Below are 15,951 nucleotides of genomic sequence, written 5' to 3' on the forward strand. Positions count from 1 at the left end.
GGTCCCGCCGGTCCCGCCGGTCCCGCCGGTCCCGCCGGTCCCGCCGGTCCCGCCGTCACCGTCCTGCGCTGCTCATCGCGCCGCCACGTCCGTGACCGTGCCGCCGCGGATCACGTGCCTCAGGTGCCGGTCGGGGGAGGTGAGGACGCCGATGTCGTCGACCGGGTCGCCGTCGACGACGAGGAGGTCCGCGTCCGCGCCGACGGCGAGCGTGCCGATCCGTCCCTCGAGCCGCAGCAGCTGCGCGGCCGTGCTCGTCGCGCTCCGGATCACGTCGAGCGGCGGCTGCACCCGCGCCCGGATCGTGAACTCCTCCAGCTGCCTGGTCTGCAGCGATCCGAGCAGATCGCTTCCGTAGACGAGGTTCACCCCCGCGCGGTGCGCGCGCTCCAGGGCATCCAGCGCACCGAGCCTGACCTCGTCGAGCTTGTGCAGTGAGGCGCCGGTCAGCCCTGACGCCTGCACCGCCTCGAACATCGCCTCGTAGGTGATGATCGTCGGGACGAGGAAGGCGTCGCGCTCGAGGAGCAGCCGGACCGACTCGTCGTCGATGAGATTGCCGTGCTCCACCGACCGTGCACCGGCGGCGAGCGCCATGTTGACCGCAGAGGGGTGGTACGCGTGCACCGTGACGTAGCGGTTGTGGTTTTCCGCCTCCGTGACGGCGGCCGCGATCTCCTCCCTGGTGTACTGCACGGCGGAGATCTCGTCGCTCGGCGACGCGACGCCACCCGAGACGAGCACCTTCAGGTGCTGCGCGCCCTTGCGGAACTCGTCGCGCGCCGCGCGCCTGACCTCGTCGACGCCGTCGGCGATGCGGGCGAAGTGCGGCTTGAGCTGGCAGCACGGCTGGGAGTCGTCGTCGAGCGAGCGGTAGTCGCCGTGCCCTCCGGTCTGCGAGAGTGCCTTCCCTCCGAAGATCAGGCGCGGTCCGGGGGCGAGGCCCTCGTCGATGGCCCTCGCCATCCCGTGGTCGGCGCCGCCGACGTCGCGCACGGTCGTGAAGCCCCGCCGGAGCATCGCCCCGGCCTCGCGCAGCGCCCTCACCGTCGCGTAGCCGGGCGACCAGGACGCGCGATCGAGCGCGTCCATGGAGGTGACCAGCAGGTGCACGTGGGCGTCGATGAGCCCGGGCATGACGGTGGCGCCCGCGGCGTCGATCACCCGCTCGACCGTGTCCGAGGGGGGAGGGGTGCCGGTGCCGCGGTCGGCGATGACACCGTCGGCGAGGTCGAGCCAGGCGGCGTCCTCCCTCTCTCCTGTGGCGGGCTCGAGTGTGCGGGCGTTGATGATGCGGATGCGCATGGCGTCCTCCGTGGTCGGTGTCCGCGTGGGGCGGACGCGGGTGTCGGTGGCGGACGGTCGGGCCGTCCGTGGCGGCGGCGGGGCCGAGACCCCGCCGCCGTGCGGCTCAGGAGCCGGAGGGAACCTCCTCGTTGAGCCGCCGGCCGGAGGTGCGCTCGCCGAAGACGACGACCACCACGACGGCGAGGACGAGTGCCGCGACGAGGCAGAGGAACACGTTCGCGAAGCCGATGCTCGCGTAGAGGTAGCCGATGGCGATGGGCGCGCTGATCGCACCGATCCGGCCGACCGCCGACGCGACGCCGACGCCGGTGGCACGGACCGCGGTCGGGTAGAGCTCCGCGGTGTAGGTGTAGTAGACGGCGGCCGCGCCGTTGGTGAACGCAGCCAGCAGGGCACAGCCGAGCAGCAGCACGCTGGGCGAGCCGGCGAGCGCCACGATCACGGCCGAGACCGTGCCGCCGGCCGCGTAGATGGCGAGCAGCCACTTCCGCTCCATCCGGTCGATGAGCAGGCTGGCCACGTAATAGCCGGGCAGCTGGGCCAGTGCGGTGACGAGGGCGAACAGGAACGAGCCGGTCAGGGTGAAGCCCTTGGCGGTGATGAGCAGCGCGGGCAGCCAGGAGGCGAAACCGTAGTTGACCCCGGTGAGGATGAACCACAGCACCCAGATGACGATCGTCGTCCGCGCGAGTCGTCCGCGCCACAGTCCGGCCAGCGGTGCGAGCAGTTTGCTGCGTCCCTGACCGCCGGGCTCCGCCCCGTCGGGAGCGGCCGCTCCGGCCGCTCCGGCCGCGGACGGGTCGCCTCCAGGGCCGGCGGGGGAGGCGGCCGGGTCCGCGGCGGCGGTCGCCTGCTGTTCCGAACCGGTCGCGGAGGCGCGCCGCGCGGCCACGGCGGCCGCGTGCTCGGCCGGGTCGAGTCCGCTGCGGCGTTCGAAGTCCTCGACGACCGCGGTGGCCTCGTCGATGCGGCCGCGGGTCAGCAGGAACCGCGGCGATTCGGGCAGGCGCCTGCGCCACCACAGCAGCAGCACGACGGGCAGTGCGGCGACGACGGCGGCGATGCGCCAGCCGATCTCCGGGTTGGGGGAGATGACGATCGGGGCGATGACGCCGGCGAGGATGTAGCCGAAGGCGAGGAAGCCGACCGTCCTGGCCACGAAGGTGCCCCTGGCCTTGGCGGGGAGGAACTCGGAGATGTAGGGCGCGATCAGCGCGGTCTCCGCGCCGATCCCGATGCCGGCCAGTGCCCGCCAGATGAACAGCTCGGGCACGGTCGTCGCCGTCCCCATCAGCAGGCTGCACAGGCTGAAGATCAGCAGCGAGGTGAGCATGAGGCGCTTGCGGCCGAAACGGTCGGCGAGGACCCCGGCGACGAGGGCGCCGACGAGGTAGCCGAAGAAGATCGACGACAGCAGCCAGCCGGACACCTCGGCGGGGATCGCCCAGATCACGATGAGCGCGGACAGGGCGTAGCCCATCAGCTGGCCGTCGAAGGAGTCGAAGGTGTAGCCGAGTCCGCCCATCACCATCAGCCGCCGGTGCGGCTTGCCGGGTTCCAGGTCGTCGAGCCGTGCGAGGAGTGCGGCCTGCTGCTCCGCCGTTGTGGGGGTCTGTGGTGCGGTGGTCATGGCGCCTCCGAGTGTGAAGGTGGAGCTGACTGTCGATGTGAGACGCAACACTAGATTCACAGGTGCCATTCATGCAACAGTTAAATGCATGACCCTCCTCTCGATCCTCGACATCCGCGTTCCGCCCGAGCGTGTCGACGACCTCGTCTCCCGGTACGTCGGCGACGGGGTCCTCGAAGCCTCCGGCGCGCTCACCGCCGACCTCGCCGTCGACGACGACGGCTCCGGTAGGGTTGTCGTCACCGCCGTCTGGCCCGACCGCGACGCCTACGCGGCGTGGGAGGAGTCACCCGTGCGGACCCGCTTCGCCCACGCGATCGCGGCCGCCGTCGAGGGCGAGATCACCGCGAGCGGGCGGACCCTGGAGCTCGTCCACCGGTCCTGACGCCGCCCCGCGGCGGAGCGGAAGGGGAGGGCACATGACCATCGAATCCTGGCTGTCCGCACGGACAGCGACCACGGCGCTCGGCACGCAGGCCGAGCGGGTCGTCCAGGTGCTCGCGCGCTCGCCGCAGTTCGCCTGCTACGCCTCCGCCCGCGAGGTCGCCGAGCGGGCGGGGGTCAACGTCTCCACGGTCGTGCGCACCTCGCAGCAGCTCGGCTTCGCCGGCTGGCCCCAGCTGCGCGGGGGCCTGAGGGACGAGTATCTCGCCTCCCTCGCCGCCGTGCGGCCGGCGACCGCCGACGCCACCGACGTCGCGGCGCTCATGCTGCAGCAGGACGCGACCAACCTCGCCGCGACCACCACGCCGGAGAACCTCGCCGCCATCAGGGAGATCGGTGCCGCCATCGCCTCGGCGGGCACGACCGTGGTCCTCGCCTCCGGGTCCGGTGCGGGACCGGCGACGATCCTCGGCTACCTCGCCTCCGTGTACGGGCACGACGTCGAGGTCGCGACCGGCTCGGCCACCGCCCAGGCCGTCGCCGTCTCCCGGCTCGGCAGCGGCGACTGCCTCATCGTGCTCAACGTGTGGCGGCTGACGAAGGCGCTGCGCCAGCTGACGGCGCTCGGCCACGAGCGCGGTGCGACCGTCGCCGTCCTCACCGACCTGCGGTCCTCCCCGCTGGGCGCGGACGCCGATCACGTCGTCGTCACCCCCATCGAGGGCGTCGACGAGACGCCGTCGCTGACCGCGATGGTCGCGGTCGTCCAGGGGATCCTCGCCGTGCTCGCGGTGCGCACCGACAGGGACGCCGTCGGGGCGGTGGAGCGGGCATGGGAGCGCCTCGGCCTCATGGACGACCAGGGCTGAGCCCGCCGCCGTCCCGCGGGTTCATCCCGTGGTCATCGCGTGTTGTCCGGCCGGTCGTCCGACATCCATAGGGTCCTTGCGGGCGCATCGCGCCCTCACCCCCACCAAGGATGGAGTACACGTGTCCCCCAGCATGCGCGGGCGAAACCGCCCGCACACCCGAGGCCGACGGGCGCTTCTCGCCGTCGGCCTCGTCACGGCCGTGACGGCGACCGCCGTCGTGGTCCCCTCGGCACCGCCGGCCGAGGCGGCGTCGACGCTCAGCGCCTTCGACGCCGTGAACCAGTTCATCGGCACCGAGATGAACGACGGCAACACCGGTCGCGGCAACGACCACTACGGCAACACCTTCCCCGGAGCCACCGTCCCCTTCGGCATGGTCCAGTCCAGCCCGACGACCTACGAGACGGCCACGAAAGAGCAGTACGGCGGCTACGAGTACCAGGCCGACCAGATCCGCGGCTTCGGCATGACCCGCCTGTCCGGCACGGGGTGCCGCTCCAACTACGGTGGCTTCGACTTCCCCGTGATCCCGTTCACCGGCGACCAGGACCCCGCCGCAGCGCTGCCGTCCAACCCTGCGGGAAGCATCGGCGACTACTTCCTTGACTTCTCGCACGAGAACGAGGACGCCGAGCCCGGCTACTACTCCGTCGACCTGGACGCCGGCGTCGGCGTCGAGCTGACCAGCACCACGAGGACCGCGGTCAGCCGCTACAGCTTCGACGACTCCGCCACCCTGCTCTTCGACGCGGCGGGCTCCAACAACCAGGTGCGCTCCGCCACGGTCGAGTTCGACCCGGCCACCGGCGAGCTCAGCGGCTCGGTCACGGCCAACATCGTCTGCAACGGCGGCGACCCGTACACCGCGTACTTCTCCGCGACGTTCGACCAGCCGGTCACCGGCCACGGCACCTGGGACGGCGACAGCGTCGACGCGGGCTCCACCACGGCGAGCGGCAGCGCCAAGCACGCGGCCGGCGCCTGGTTGCGCTTCGCCGACGGGGCCGACGTCACCGCGACGGTCGGCCTGAGCTACGTCTCCGTCGACGGCGCACGCCTCAACGCCGAGACCGAGGCCGGCGACGCCGGGTTCGACGCGACGCGCGCGGGCGCACGCGCCACATGGGAGGAGGCGCTCGGCACCATCGACGCCACCGGCGGAACCGAGAGGGACCGCACGACGATGTACAGCGCCCTCTACCACGCGCTGCTGCACCCGAACACCTTCCAGGACGTCGACGGCCGCTACACCGGCTACGACAAGAAGGTGCACCAGCTCGAGGAGGGACGCGACTTCTACGTCAACTTCTCCGGCTGGGACACCTACCGCGGTCAGGCGCAGCTGCTGGCTCTGCTGTTCCCCGAGCGCGCCAGTGACATCAACCAGTCCATCGTCGACATGGTCGCCCAGACCGGACGCTGGACCAGCTGGCCCAGCTACAACAGCGTGCAGACGAAAATGAGCGGCGACTCGCTGCAGAACATCATCGCGGCCACGGACGACTTCGGCGCCACCGACTACGACAGGGCGACCGCGCTCTCGACGATGCTCGCGACGCAGACCCTGCCCATGGCGGGCTCGGCGCGCAGCGACGCCGTCCAGTACGGCACCCTGGGCTGGGTCGACGGCGACAAGCAGGGCGCCGCGACCTCGCGCACCCTCGAGTACGCGACCAACGACTTCGCGATCGCCCAGCTGGCCAAGCGCCTGGGCGACGAGGAGGCCTACCAGGCGTTCTCGACCCGCTCGCAGAACTGGCGGAACGTCTTCAACCCCGCCACGCAGCACATCGACGCCCGCAACCGCAACGGCTTCATGAACACCTCCCTCACCACGCAGGGTGCGCAGTTCGAGCAGTCGACCGGCCTGCAGTACGGCTTCAACGTCGCGCACAACATGGCGGCGCTGATCGAGGCGCGCGGCGGCGTCGAGGCGGCGACCACGGACCTGGACGCGCTGCTGCGCGACCTCGACGGCGGCGCCTTCAGCGACACGGCCTACATCGCCAACCAGCCCAGCTTCGGTCTTCCCTGGGTCTACAACTGGCTCCAGGCCCCGCACAAGACGACCGACACGCTCTACCGCGTCGCGGAGGAGATGTTCACCACCGAGCCGGACGGGCTCTACGGCAACGACGACCTCGGCTCCTTCAGCGCCTGGTACGTCTGGGCGAACCTCGGGCTCATGCCCGCCACCTGGGGCACCGCCGACCTGCTGGTGTCCGCGCCGATGTTCGAGCGCATCGTCATCGACTCGGTCGGCTCCGACCGGACCATCACCATCGACGCGCCCGGCGCGGGCGACGAGGCGAAGTACACGACGGCGCTGTCCGTGAACGGCACGGCCCAGACCGCCTCGTGGCTCACCCCCGAGTTCGCCCGGACCGGCGGCACGCTCGACTTCACCATGTCGGCGACGCCCGGCAGCTGGGGGACCGGCGCCGAGGACGTACCCCCGTCGTACGACGAGGGCTCCGACGCGCGCAACGCGGTCGGAATCACCGACGACGGCGCGGCCAACATGGGCGGTCTCGACGCGGGCGGCACGGGCCTGTCCCGTCAGGACCTCGAGAAGGCCGGCGTGACCGGCGGTGCGAGCATCCCCTTCGGGAAGACCGGTGTGAGCTTCACCTGGCCGGACACGACGGCGGGGGAGCCGGACCACTGGATCCCCAGCGGCCAGGTCCTCGACTTCGGTGACGTCCAGGCCTCGGGAATCTCGTTCCTCGGGCTGGCGACGAACGGCCCGTCCAGGGGAACCGCGACGGTCACGTACTCCGACGGGACCACGAAAGCCGTCGACGTGCGCCTCAGCGACTGGGTGCCGGGCAACGTCGAGGGCGGCAACGTCCGCCTCGTCGACCTGACCAAGCGCAACACCGTCTCCGGCGGCTCCGACTCGGCCAAGCCGACGCTGTTCGCCACCTCCGTCGTGCCGCTCGACCCGGCCAAGAAGGTACGGAGCGTGACCCTGCCGACCCAGGTCAGCAAGGGGATCATGCACGTCTTCGACGTGGCGCTTCGCCCCGTCGACGAGGACAACGGCGGCGAGGAGCCCGCGCTGCCGAGCCGCCCGGACGCCGGTGAGACCATCCCGTCGACCATCCCCGAGCCGGAGGATGTCGACGGCACGGCCCTGATCGGCGCCGACACCGTCTGGCGCGTGCACGACGGCGAGAAGGACCCCGCCGCCGGCCTCCCCGCCAAGACCGACTGGACGGCCGCCGCCTACGACGACAGTGCGTGGACGACGGGCACGACCAGCTTCGGCGCGAAGAACGGTGCCATCGCCAGCCTCGGCGGCGGCTTCACGCCGACCACGCTGCTGTCCCAGTACAAGGCGGACCGCACCAACGTCGAGGCGTTCTTCTTCCGCACCACCGTGGAGCTGACCGAGCAGCAGCTGGCGCAGACCGCGAGCCTGTCCGGCGAGATCGCCTACGACGACGCCGCCAGGGTGTACGTCAACGGCACCCTCGTCCAGGGCTTCGCCGACGACCGGATCGACGCCTCGGAGACGAGCAACATGGTCTACGCAGGCGGCAACGGTTCCGCACCGCTCACGGGGACCTTCACCGTCCCCGCCGAGCTGCTCACCGCGGGGGCCAACACGATCGCCGTCCAGGTGCACAACACCAACGACAGCAGCTCGGACGTGTTCATGCAGCTGAGCTCGCTGACGATCGACGCGGCGGACACCCCCGCCACGATCAGCGACGTTCTTCTGCACGTCGGCACGGACGAGACCGCGCGCAACCTGACCTTCTACACCGACCGCGAGGTGCCGGCGAAGGTGCAGATCGCACCGGCATCGGCCCGCACCGGCACGGGCTTCCCGGAGGCGCAGGCGCGCATCATCGACGCCGACACCAGCGCGACCAGGGACGGACGGTTCTCCAACCAGGTCGTCATCGACGGCCTGGACGAGGCCACCTCGTACCTGTACCGCGTCGGCAACGAGGACATGGGCTGGTCCCGCTCGTACGAGCTCTGGACGGGCACCTTCGAGCCCAGCTACAGCTTCGTGTACCTGACGGACGCGCAGATCGGCGCCTCCGGCAACTGGCAGAACGACCGCGACCGCTGGGCCGCCTCGCTCGACCAGATCGACCAGTTCGAGCGCGACGCCTCCATGATCGTCAGCGGGGGCGACCAGGTCGAGTCGCACCGCTCCGAGAACGAGTACGCCTCGTTCATCGCGCCCGAGCTGCTGACACAGCTGCCCTTCCAGGCGACGATCGGCAACCACGACAACCAGTCGGACCAGTTCAACTCGCACTTCTTCACGCCCAACCGCTCGACCGTGCACGGCTACGAGTCGACGGAGGGGCGCGCCGGAGGCGACTACTGGTACACCTACAACGACGTGCTCTACCTCAACATCAACACCAACGCGCGCAGTGCCAATGAGGAGGACCACGCGGCGTTCCTGCGCGAGGTCATGGCGGAGCAGGGCGAGGCGGCCAGCTGGGTCGTCGTCGTCATGCACCACTCGCTCTACTCGGCCGCGTTCCACTCGGTGGAACAGGACGTCGTCGAGCGTCGTCAGGCGCTGGCGCCGGTGTTCAGCGAGCTGGGCGTGGACCTGGTCCTCGCCGGGCACGACCACATCTACACCCGCAGCTACCTCATGGACGGCACCACCCCTGTCGGGGACAGGGCCGCGCAGGAGGAGTCGGGCGTGACGCTGTCCGCCGAGGAGGGGCAGGTGCTGTACGTGACCGGCAACTCCGCCAGCGGAAGCAAGTTCTACGGCCTGGACGCCTCCTCCCCGGAGGCGGCGGTGAAGGACCAGTCCAACCAGCCGCAGTACACCGACGTGGACGTGTCCCCGACGGCCCTGACCCTGACCACCTACCAGACGATGGACCGCACGGTCATCGACGAGGTGACCCTCACCCGCGCCACCGGTGACGAGGTCGCGCCCGAGTTCTCCGGTCTGGAGGCCGAGACCGAGGTCGCACAGGGGCAGAGCTTCGAGCCGCTGGCCGGGGTCACCGCCTCGGACGACGTCGACGGCGAGCTGACCGCGGCGATCGAGGTCACCGGGGCCGTGGACACCACGACGCCGGGGGAGTACCGCCTCGAGTACCGCGTCTCCGACGCGGCGGGCAACGTCACGACCGCGGAGCGCGTGGTCACGGTCGTCGCGGTCGCGCCGACGTTCAGCGGCGTGCCTCCGACGCGCGAGGTCGTTGCGGGCGAGGAGTTCGACGAGCTCGCGGGGATCTCCGCGATGGACGCCAACGGCGCCGACCTGACCGACCGGATCACGGTCGAGCGGGTCGAGCCCGGTCTGCTCGCGCGGATGTTCGTCGCGGACGATGCCGACGGCTTCACCCTCCGCTACAGCGTGACCGACGACTACGGGACCTCGGCCACGGCCGAGACTGTCGTCACGGTGGCCGATTCGTCCGAGCCGGGTGGCGGGGACGAGGACGGCGGGTCTGACGGTGGCGCTGACGGGGGTGCCGGTAGCGGCTCCGACGGCGGTTCCGACGGCGGTTCCGACACGGGCTCCGACGGCGGTTCCGACACGGGCTCCGACGGTGGCGCGGGTTCCGGTTCCGACGGGTCCGGCGCCACGGCGACCCCCTCCGCCCCGGCGGCGGACGGGTCCACGTCCGGCGGCGCGGACGGCGGTGGCTCCGAGACCGGGGCCACGGACGGCTCTCTGGCGGCGACGGGCGCCGGAACGGCCGGGGCGATCGCGCTGGCGGCACTGCTCCTGCTGGCCGCCGGTGGTGCACTGGCTCTGCGAAGGAGGGCACGGCGCTCCTAGGCAGTGGTGACACGCACCGGGCCCCGCGGCAGTCCTGCCGCGGGGCCCGGTGGCGTCCGCTGTCCCGGTGAGCTCTAGTGTTCCGGTGAGTCCTGGCGTTCGGGCGTTCCGTGCGTCCCGGCGTCCTTCGCCCGGCCCGTGAGCGTCAGCCGGCGCGGACGTACGCGGCCAGATGCCGTCCGGTGAGCGTCGACCGATCGGCGACCAGCTGCGCCGGGGTGCCCTCGAACACGACCCGACCGCCCTCAGAGCCCGCCCCCGGCCCGAGGTCGATGATCCAGTCCGCGTGCGCCATCACGGCCTGGTGGTGCTCGACGACGATGACCGTGGTCCCGCCGTCGACGAGCCGGTCGAGGAGCCCGAGGAGCTGATCGACGTCGGCCAGGTGCAGGCCGGTCGTCGGCTCGTCGAGCACCACCACCGTCGACGGCTCGGCCAGGCGACCGGCGAGCTTGATCCGCTGGCGTTCGCCGCCGGACAGCGTCGACAGCGGCTGGCCGAGCGAAAGGTAGCCGAGCCCGACGTCGAGGAGACGCGACAGGATGCGGTGCGCGGCGGGAACGCTCGACCCCTCCGTCGAGAAGAACCGCTCCGCCCCGGCGACGGAGAGGGCGAGGACCTCGCTGATGTCCAGCCCGCCGAGACGGTACTCGAGGACCTCGCGCTGGAACCGCCGGCCCTGGCACTCCTCGCAGACGCTCGCGACCTCGGCGACCACGCCGAGGTCGGTGTAGATCACTCCCGCCCCGGTGCACGCGGGGCAGGCGCCATCCGAGTTGGCGGAGAACAGGGCGGCGCTCACCCCGTTCGCCTTCGCGAAGGCGCGGCGGATCGGCTCGAGCGCCCCCGTGTAGGTCGCGGGGTTGCTGCGCCGCGACCCGCGGATGGGGCTCTGGTCGACCACGACGACGTCCTCGAGCGGGGCGACGGAGCCCTCGATCAGGGTGCTCTTGCCCGAGCCGGCGACGCCGGTCACCACCGTCAGTACGCCGAGCGGGATGTCGACGTCGACGCCGTCGAGGTTGTTCTGCTCGGCGCCGCGGACCTCGATCGCCCCGTTCGGGGAACGCACCGTCTCCTTCACGGCCGCACGGTCGTCCAGGTGCCGTCCGGTCAGGGTGTCGCTGCGGCGCAGCCCGTCGACGCTCCCGGCGAAGCCGACCCGGCCACCGTCGGCCCCGGCACCGGGGCCGAGGTCGACGACGTGGTCGGCGATCGCGATGGTTTCCGGCTTGTGCTCGACGACGAGCACCGTGTTTCCTTTGTCCCTCAGCTGCAGCAGCAGCCGGTTCATCCGCTCGATGTCGTGCGGGTGCAGGCCCGTCGTCGGCTCGTCGAACACGTAGGTGGTGTCCGTCAGCGCTGAGGCCAGGTGCCGCACCATCATCGTGCGCTGGACCTCGCCGCCGGAGAGCGTCCCTGCCGACCGGTCAAGGGAGAGGTAGCCGAGCCCGATGTCGACGAAGGCGTCCAGCGCCTCGCCGATGGCGGAGACGAGGGGAGCCACCTCCGGTTCGTCGACCGAGCGGATCCAGTCGGCCAGTTCGCTGAGCTGCATGGCGCACAGCTCCGCGATGCTCCGGCCGTGCACGAGCGACGACCGCGCCGCCTGGTTCAGCCGGGTCCCCGCGCAGGACGGGCAGACCGCGAAGCGAACGGCACGGTCGACGAAGGCGCGGATGTGCGGCTGCATCGCCTCGCGGTCCTTCGACAGGAATGTCCCGCGGAGCCGGCTCAGCAGCCCCTCGTAGCTCATGTTCGTCTTCGCGATGACGACCTTCGTCGGCGGATGGGTGAGCAGGGTGGCGCGTTCGGCCTCGCTGTAGTCGCGGATCGGCTTGTCGCCGTCGAGGAGCCCCGACTCGCTGTACAGCCGCACCGCCCAGCCGTCCGCCTTGTAGCCGGGCACGGTGATCGCCCCCTCGTTGAGCGAGAGCGAGGAGTCGAGCACCTGCTCGAGGTCGAACTCGCTGATCTGGCCCCTGCCCTCGCACTCGGGGCACATGCCGCCGGTGACGTGGAAGCTGCGGCGCTCCGTCGTGCTCGGGCCCGATCCCCGCTCGACGGTCAGTGCCCCGGAGCCGCTCGCCGTCGCGACGTTGAACGAGTAGGCGTTGGGGGAGCCGATGTGCGGCGAACCGAGACGGCTGAACAGGATGCGCAGCAGCGCGTTGACGTCGGTGGCGGTCCCGAGCGTCGAGCGGGCGTTCGCGCCCATGCGCTCCTGGCCCACCACGATGGCGGTGGTGAGGCCGTCGAGGGAGTCGACGTCCGGACGGGCGCTGCTCGGCATGAAGCCCTGGAGGAACGCGCTGTACGTCTCGTTGATCATCCGACGCGACTCCGCGGCGATGGTGCCGAACACGAGGGAGCTCTTGCCCGATCCCGAGACGCCCGTGAAGACCGTGAGCCTCCGTTTGGGCAGGTCCACGTCGACGCCACGCAGGTTGTTCTCCCGTGCGCCCCGCACGCGGATGGTGTCGTGCCCGTCGGCCGGGTGCGCTCCCTCGTCGACGGAGGGGCGGGCCGGAGCGCTCGCCGTCGCGTCGGCGGCGTCGGAGTGTGCGGCGGTGCTCGTGGGTGCCGGTCCTGGTGGCGGCGTGACGGTCATCGGTGCTCCCTGCTCGGTGCTGCTGCGTCCTCGTCGGCGCGAGTGCCGGTCGTGATGATTGTGCGCGCTCGTCGGCCGCCCGGCAAGACGGCGACGGCGCGTCCGTGCGGCAGACTGTGCACTGTGAGAAAACGGCTGACGGCGCACCGGGCTGACGGCGGGCGCGCGGTGATCGCTGCGGCCGCCGCGACCGCAGCGACCGTGGCGGTCCTGGTCCTCGGCGGGTGCGTCACGGGCGGGACGGCGGCGGACCCGGGTGGAGCCGGGTCGTCGGCGGCCGCCCCCGGCGCGGGGACGAGCGGCCCCGCCGCCGTCCCGACGAGCGGCCGCTTCGACTATCAGCTCGGCGGGCCCTCCGACCTCGTCGACGGTGCGCGCCCCGACGTCGTGGTCCGCGACGCCGACGCCGCCCCGCTGGAGGGTGCCTACTCGGTCTGCTACGTCAACGGCTTCCAGACGCAGCCGGGCCAGGAAGACGTCTGGGCGGGCAGCGACGCGGTACTCAGGGACGCCGACGACCGGCCCGTCGTCGACCCCGACTGGCCGGACGAGATGGTGCTGGACCCGGCGACGCCGCACCAGCGCGAGCAGATCCTCGCGGTGATCGGCCCGGTCATCACCGGCTGTGCCGAGGACGGATACGCCGCCGTCGAGATCGACAACCTCGACACCTTCCTCCGTTTCCCCGCCGGCGATGACGGGAGCCCCGGCGTCGACGAGGCCGCGGCCCTCGCCCTCGCCCGCTCCTATGTGGACGTCGCCCACACGGCTGGCCTCGCGATCGGTCAGAAGAACGCCGCCGAGCTCGCCGCGAGGGGCAGGGACGAGCTCGGCTTCGACTTCGCCGTCACCGAGGAGTGCGCCGCCTTCGACGAGTGCGATGCCTACCGGGCGGCGTACGGCGACGCCGTGCTGCAGATCGAGTACGCGGACACCCTCCCCGTGCCCTTCGACAGTGTGTGCGCCGAGCCCGACCGGGCCGCGCTGACCATCCTCAGGGACAGGGACCTCGTTCCCGCGGGCACCGAGGGGCACGTCTTCCGCCAGTGCGCCGTCCCGTCCGGCGAGCCGACCCGCTGAGTCGGGCGAGGTGCCGCTGCCGTCCGCGGCGCCGGCCCGGACCGCCCGGTGGCCGGTGGTACCGTTGCCGCACGGCTGCGGCCCGTCGCTGCCGACCCCGGCACTGGAGGCATCATGAGCACGCGTCATCGACGGAGCGACGACCGGACGGCATCGGACGAGTACGACCTCATCGTCATCGGTGGGGGACCGGTGGGCGAGAACATCGCCGATCGCGCGGTCACCGGGGGGCTCCAGGTGGCCCTGGTCGAGTCGGAGCTGGTCGGCGGCGAGTGCTCCTACTGGGCATGCATGCCGTCGAAGGCGCTGCTGCGCTCCGGTCAGGCGCTGCGCGCCGCGCAGTCCGTTCCCGGTGCGGCGCAGGCCGTCACCGGGCGTCTCGACGTCGACGCCGTCCTCGCCCGGCGCACCGAGTACACCAGCGACTGGTCGGATGAGGGGCAGGTCGACTGGCTGACGCAGGCGCACATCGAGCTGCACAGGGGGCACGGCCGGCTGACGGGCGAGCGCACGGTCTCCGTCACGGCACCCGAGGGAACGGTGAGCGTGCTGACGGCTCGCCACGCCGTCGCCGTCGCGACCGGAAGCGCCGCGCTCATCCCTGACATCGACGGGCTCCGCGGTGTTCGGCCGTGGACGAACCGCGAGGCGACCGCCGTCACGACACCGCCCCGCTCGCTCGTGATCCTCGGCGGCGGCGTGGTCGGCGCCGAGCTGGCCACCGCCTTCACCGACCTGGGGACCGCGGTGACCGTGCTGGCGCGCAGCACGCTGCTCGCGTCGATGGAGCCCGAGGCGGGGCGCGCCGTCGCCGACAGCCTGCGCGGCCGCGGTGCCGACATCAGGGAGCGCGCTACCGTGTCCTCCGTCCGCCGCCTCGACGGTTCGGTGACGGTCCGCCTCGCCAGCGGCGACGAGATCGTCGCGGACGAGATCCTCGTCGCCACCGGGCGACGACCGCGCAGCGACGACCTCGGGCTGGACGCGGTCGGCCTCACCCCCGGTGACTGGCTGCCGACGGACGACACACTGCGCGTTGACGGCGTCCCGTGGCTGTACGCCGCCGGTGACGTCACGGGACGCGCGCTTCTGACGCATCAGGGCAAGTACCAGGCCCGCGCGGCCGGCGACGCGATCGCCGCACGGGCGGCGGGGAGCCCCGTCGACGCCGCCGCCTGGGGGCGGCACGTGGCGACCGCCGACCACTCCGCCGTGCCCCAGGTCGTGTTCAGTGACCCGGAGGTCGCCCTGGTCGGTCTCACGGCGGCCGCCGCCAGGGAGCGCGGGATGGACGTCGCGGTCGTCGACGTGGAGCTCGGCTCCGTCGCCGGCGCTGCGCTCAGGGAGGAAGGCGCGCGCGGCCTCGCCCGTGCGGTCATCGACAGGGACGCGGGCGTGATCAGGGGGATGACGCTCATCGGCTCCGACGTGGCCGAGTTGCTCCACGCGGCGACCGTCGCCGTCGTCGGTGAGGTGCCGATCGCCCGGCTCTGGCACGCGGTTCCCGCCTACCCGACCGCGAGCGAACTCTGGCTCCGGATCCTCGAGGGATACGGGCGCGAGTCCGCCTGAGACACGGCCGGCTCGGCATGCCGCATGGGCGTGCCGCCCGTTGCACGCGGCCGATCGACGGGGACCCGGCTGCGGGAAGAGAAAGAAAGGGGACCGCGCGAACGGTGGACCACGCTGAGGTGACGTCCGCGCGGTGGTCTGTCAGTCCAGGCGGGTGCGCTCGCCGTCGAGGCCGTGGAACTCGCGGTTGCGGTACACGAGCGGCCGGTGCGGGGCGGCGTCGTGGCCGTCCAGCACCTCGAGCACCTCGGCGACGACGATCGTCGACCCGCCGACGCTGTAGCGGTGCATCGTCCGGCAGCGGAGTGCGGCGGCCGCGCCGGCCAGGTGCGGTTCCCCGGTGTCGAGGCCGCTCCAGCCCTGCGCGGCGGTGAACCGTTCCGCACCGGACACGGCGAAGGAGCGGGCGACGTCGACGTTGCCGCTGTGCAGAAGGTGCACCACGTAGCTGTCGGCACCGAGGATGCCCCCGGCCGAGCCGGTCGCCCTGGTGACGGAGAACGACAGCGCCGGCGGGTCGACGGACACCGACGACACGCTCGACGCGGTGAGGCCGACGGGGCCGTCGGGGGTGGTCGCCGTGATGATGGCGACCCCGGCGGGGTGGTGGCGGAACGCCTCCTTGAAGGCGTCACCGATGGCGGGGTCGTTTGCTGTCGTCACGGTCGTTCTCTCCGGCTGCTGGGGTGGGGGTCAGTGTGCCGTCTGGGGT

General features: G+C 72.0%; 9 protein-coding genes. 5 read left to right on the forward strand and 4 right to left on the reverse strand.

The genetic code is table 11. The annotated features are described in order from the left end of the window. Window positions 1-72 precede the first annotated feature (72 nt). Window positions 73-1,305, reverse strand: coding sequence for a metal-dependent hydrolase family protein (locus FM119_RS02005; protein WP_087136028.1), 1,233 nt, complete (start codon window positions 1,303-1,305; stop codon window positions 73-75). A gap of 106 nt (window positions 1,306-1,411) precedes the next feature. Next, complete coding sequence (locus FM119_RS02010) at window positions 1,412-2,938, reverse strand: MFS transporter (protein WP_179205154.1); 1,527 nt, start codon at window positions 2,936-2,938, stop codon at window positions 1,412-1,414. Between the two features lie 88 nt (window positions 2,939-3,026). On the opposite strand from FM119_RS02010, the gene FM119_RS02015 reads away from it, so the two are divergent. The 3 genes from FM119_RS02015 (at window position 3,027) to FM119_RS02025 (ending at window position 9,976) form a co-directional block, all read left to right on the forward strand. Continuing rightward, window positions 3,027-3,323: a putative quinol monooxygenase gene (locus FM119_RS02015; protein ID WP_179205155.1), complete on the forward strand. Its 297-nt coding sequence runs from the start codon at window positions 3,027-3,029 to the stop codon at window positions 3,321-3,323. A gap of 34 nt (window positions 3,324-3,357) precedes the next feature. Next, the gene (locus FM119_RS02020) at window positions 3,358-4,191 is read left to right on the forward strand and encodes a MurR/RpiR family transcriptional regulator (protein ID WP_087136030.1); all 834 of its coding nucleotides are present in this window, start codon (window positions 3,358-3,360) and stop codon (window positions 4,189-4,191) included. Between the two features lie 121 nt (window positions 4,192-4,312). Further along, entirely contained in the window at window positions 4,313-9,976 is a 5,664-nt protein-coding gene (locus FM119_RS02025; protein ID WP_143822595.1) for a GH92 family glycosyl hydrolase, read from the forward strand. 145 nt (window positions 9,977-10,121) lie between these two features. On the opposite strand, the gene FM119_RS02030 is transcribed toward FM119_RS02025, so the two are convergent. Next, window positions 10,122-12,587, reverse strand: coding sequence for an ATP-binding cassette domain-containing protein (locus FM119_RS02030; RefSeq protein ID WP_087136032.1), 2,466 nt, complete (start codon window positions 12,585-12,587; stop codon window positions 10,122-10,124). Window positions 12,588-12,710: 123 nt separating this feature from the next. Here FM119_RS02030 and FM119_RS02035 point away from each other — a divergent pair, with 123 nt between their 5' ends. Together FM119_RS02035 and FM119_RS02040 are read left to right on the forward strand one after the other, a co-directional pair. Further along, window positions 12,711-13,667 carry an endo alpha-1,4 polygalactosaminidase gene (locus FM119_RS02035; RefSeq protein ID WP_245827187.1) on the forward strand — a complete coding sequence of 319 codons (957 nt, stop codon included), beginning with the start codon at window positions 12,711-12,713 and terminating at the stop codon, window positions 13,665-13,667. Between the two features lie 114 nt (window positions 13,668-13,781). Next, a complete protein-coding gene (locus FM119_RS02040) occupies window positions 13,782-15,239 on the forward strand; it encodes a dihydrolipoyl dehydrogenase family protein (protein ID WP_087136034.1) in 1,458 nt (485 codons plus the stop codon). Between the two features lie 141 nt (window positions 15,240-15,380). On the opposite strand, the gene FM119_RS02045 is transcribed toward FM119_RS02040, so the two are convergent. Beyond that, a complete protein-coding gene (locus FM119_RS02045; protein ID WP_179205156.1) occupies window positions 15,381-15,902 on the reverse strand; it encodes a flavin reductase family protein in 522 nt (173 codons plus the stop codon). Window positions 15,903-15,951: the final 49 nt, after the last annotated feature.

The sequence above is a fragment of the Mycetocola reblochoni REB411 genome, from assembly GCF_900163835.1.
In the GTDB taxonomy this organism is placed as follows: Bacteria; Actinomycetota; Actinomycetes; order Actinomycetales; family Microbacteriaceae; genus Mycetocola_B; species Mycetocola_B reblochoni.

Bases quoted from the DNA above. Each gene is read 5' to 3' on its own strand.
- FM119_RS02005 (WP_087136028.1), bottom strand. From the start codon at position 1,305: ATGCGCATCCGCATCATCAACGCCCGCACACTCGAGCCCGCCACAGGA.
- FM119_RS02010 (WP_179205154.1), bottom strand. From the start codon at position 2,938: ATGACCACCGCACCACAGACCCCCACAACGGCGGAGCAGCAGGCCGCA.
- FM119_RS02015 (WP_179205155.1), top strand. From the start codon at position 3,027: ATGACCCTCCTCTCGATCCTCGACATCCGCGTTCCGCCCGAGCGTGTC.
- FM119_RS02020 (WP_087136030.1), top strand. From the start codon at position 3,358: ATGACCATCGAATCCTGGCTGTCCGCACGGACAGCGACCACGGCGCTC.
- FM119_RS02030 (WP_087136032.1), bottom strand. From the start codon at position 12,587: ATGACCGTCACGCCGCCACCAGGACCGGCACCCACGAGCACCGCCGCA.
- FM119_RS02040 (WP_087136034.1), top strand. From the start codon at position 13,782: ATGAGCACGCGTCATCGACGGAGCGACGACCGGACGGCATCGGACGAG.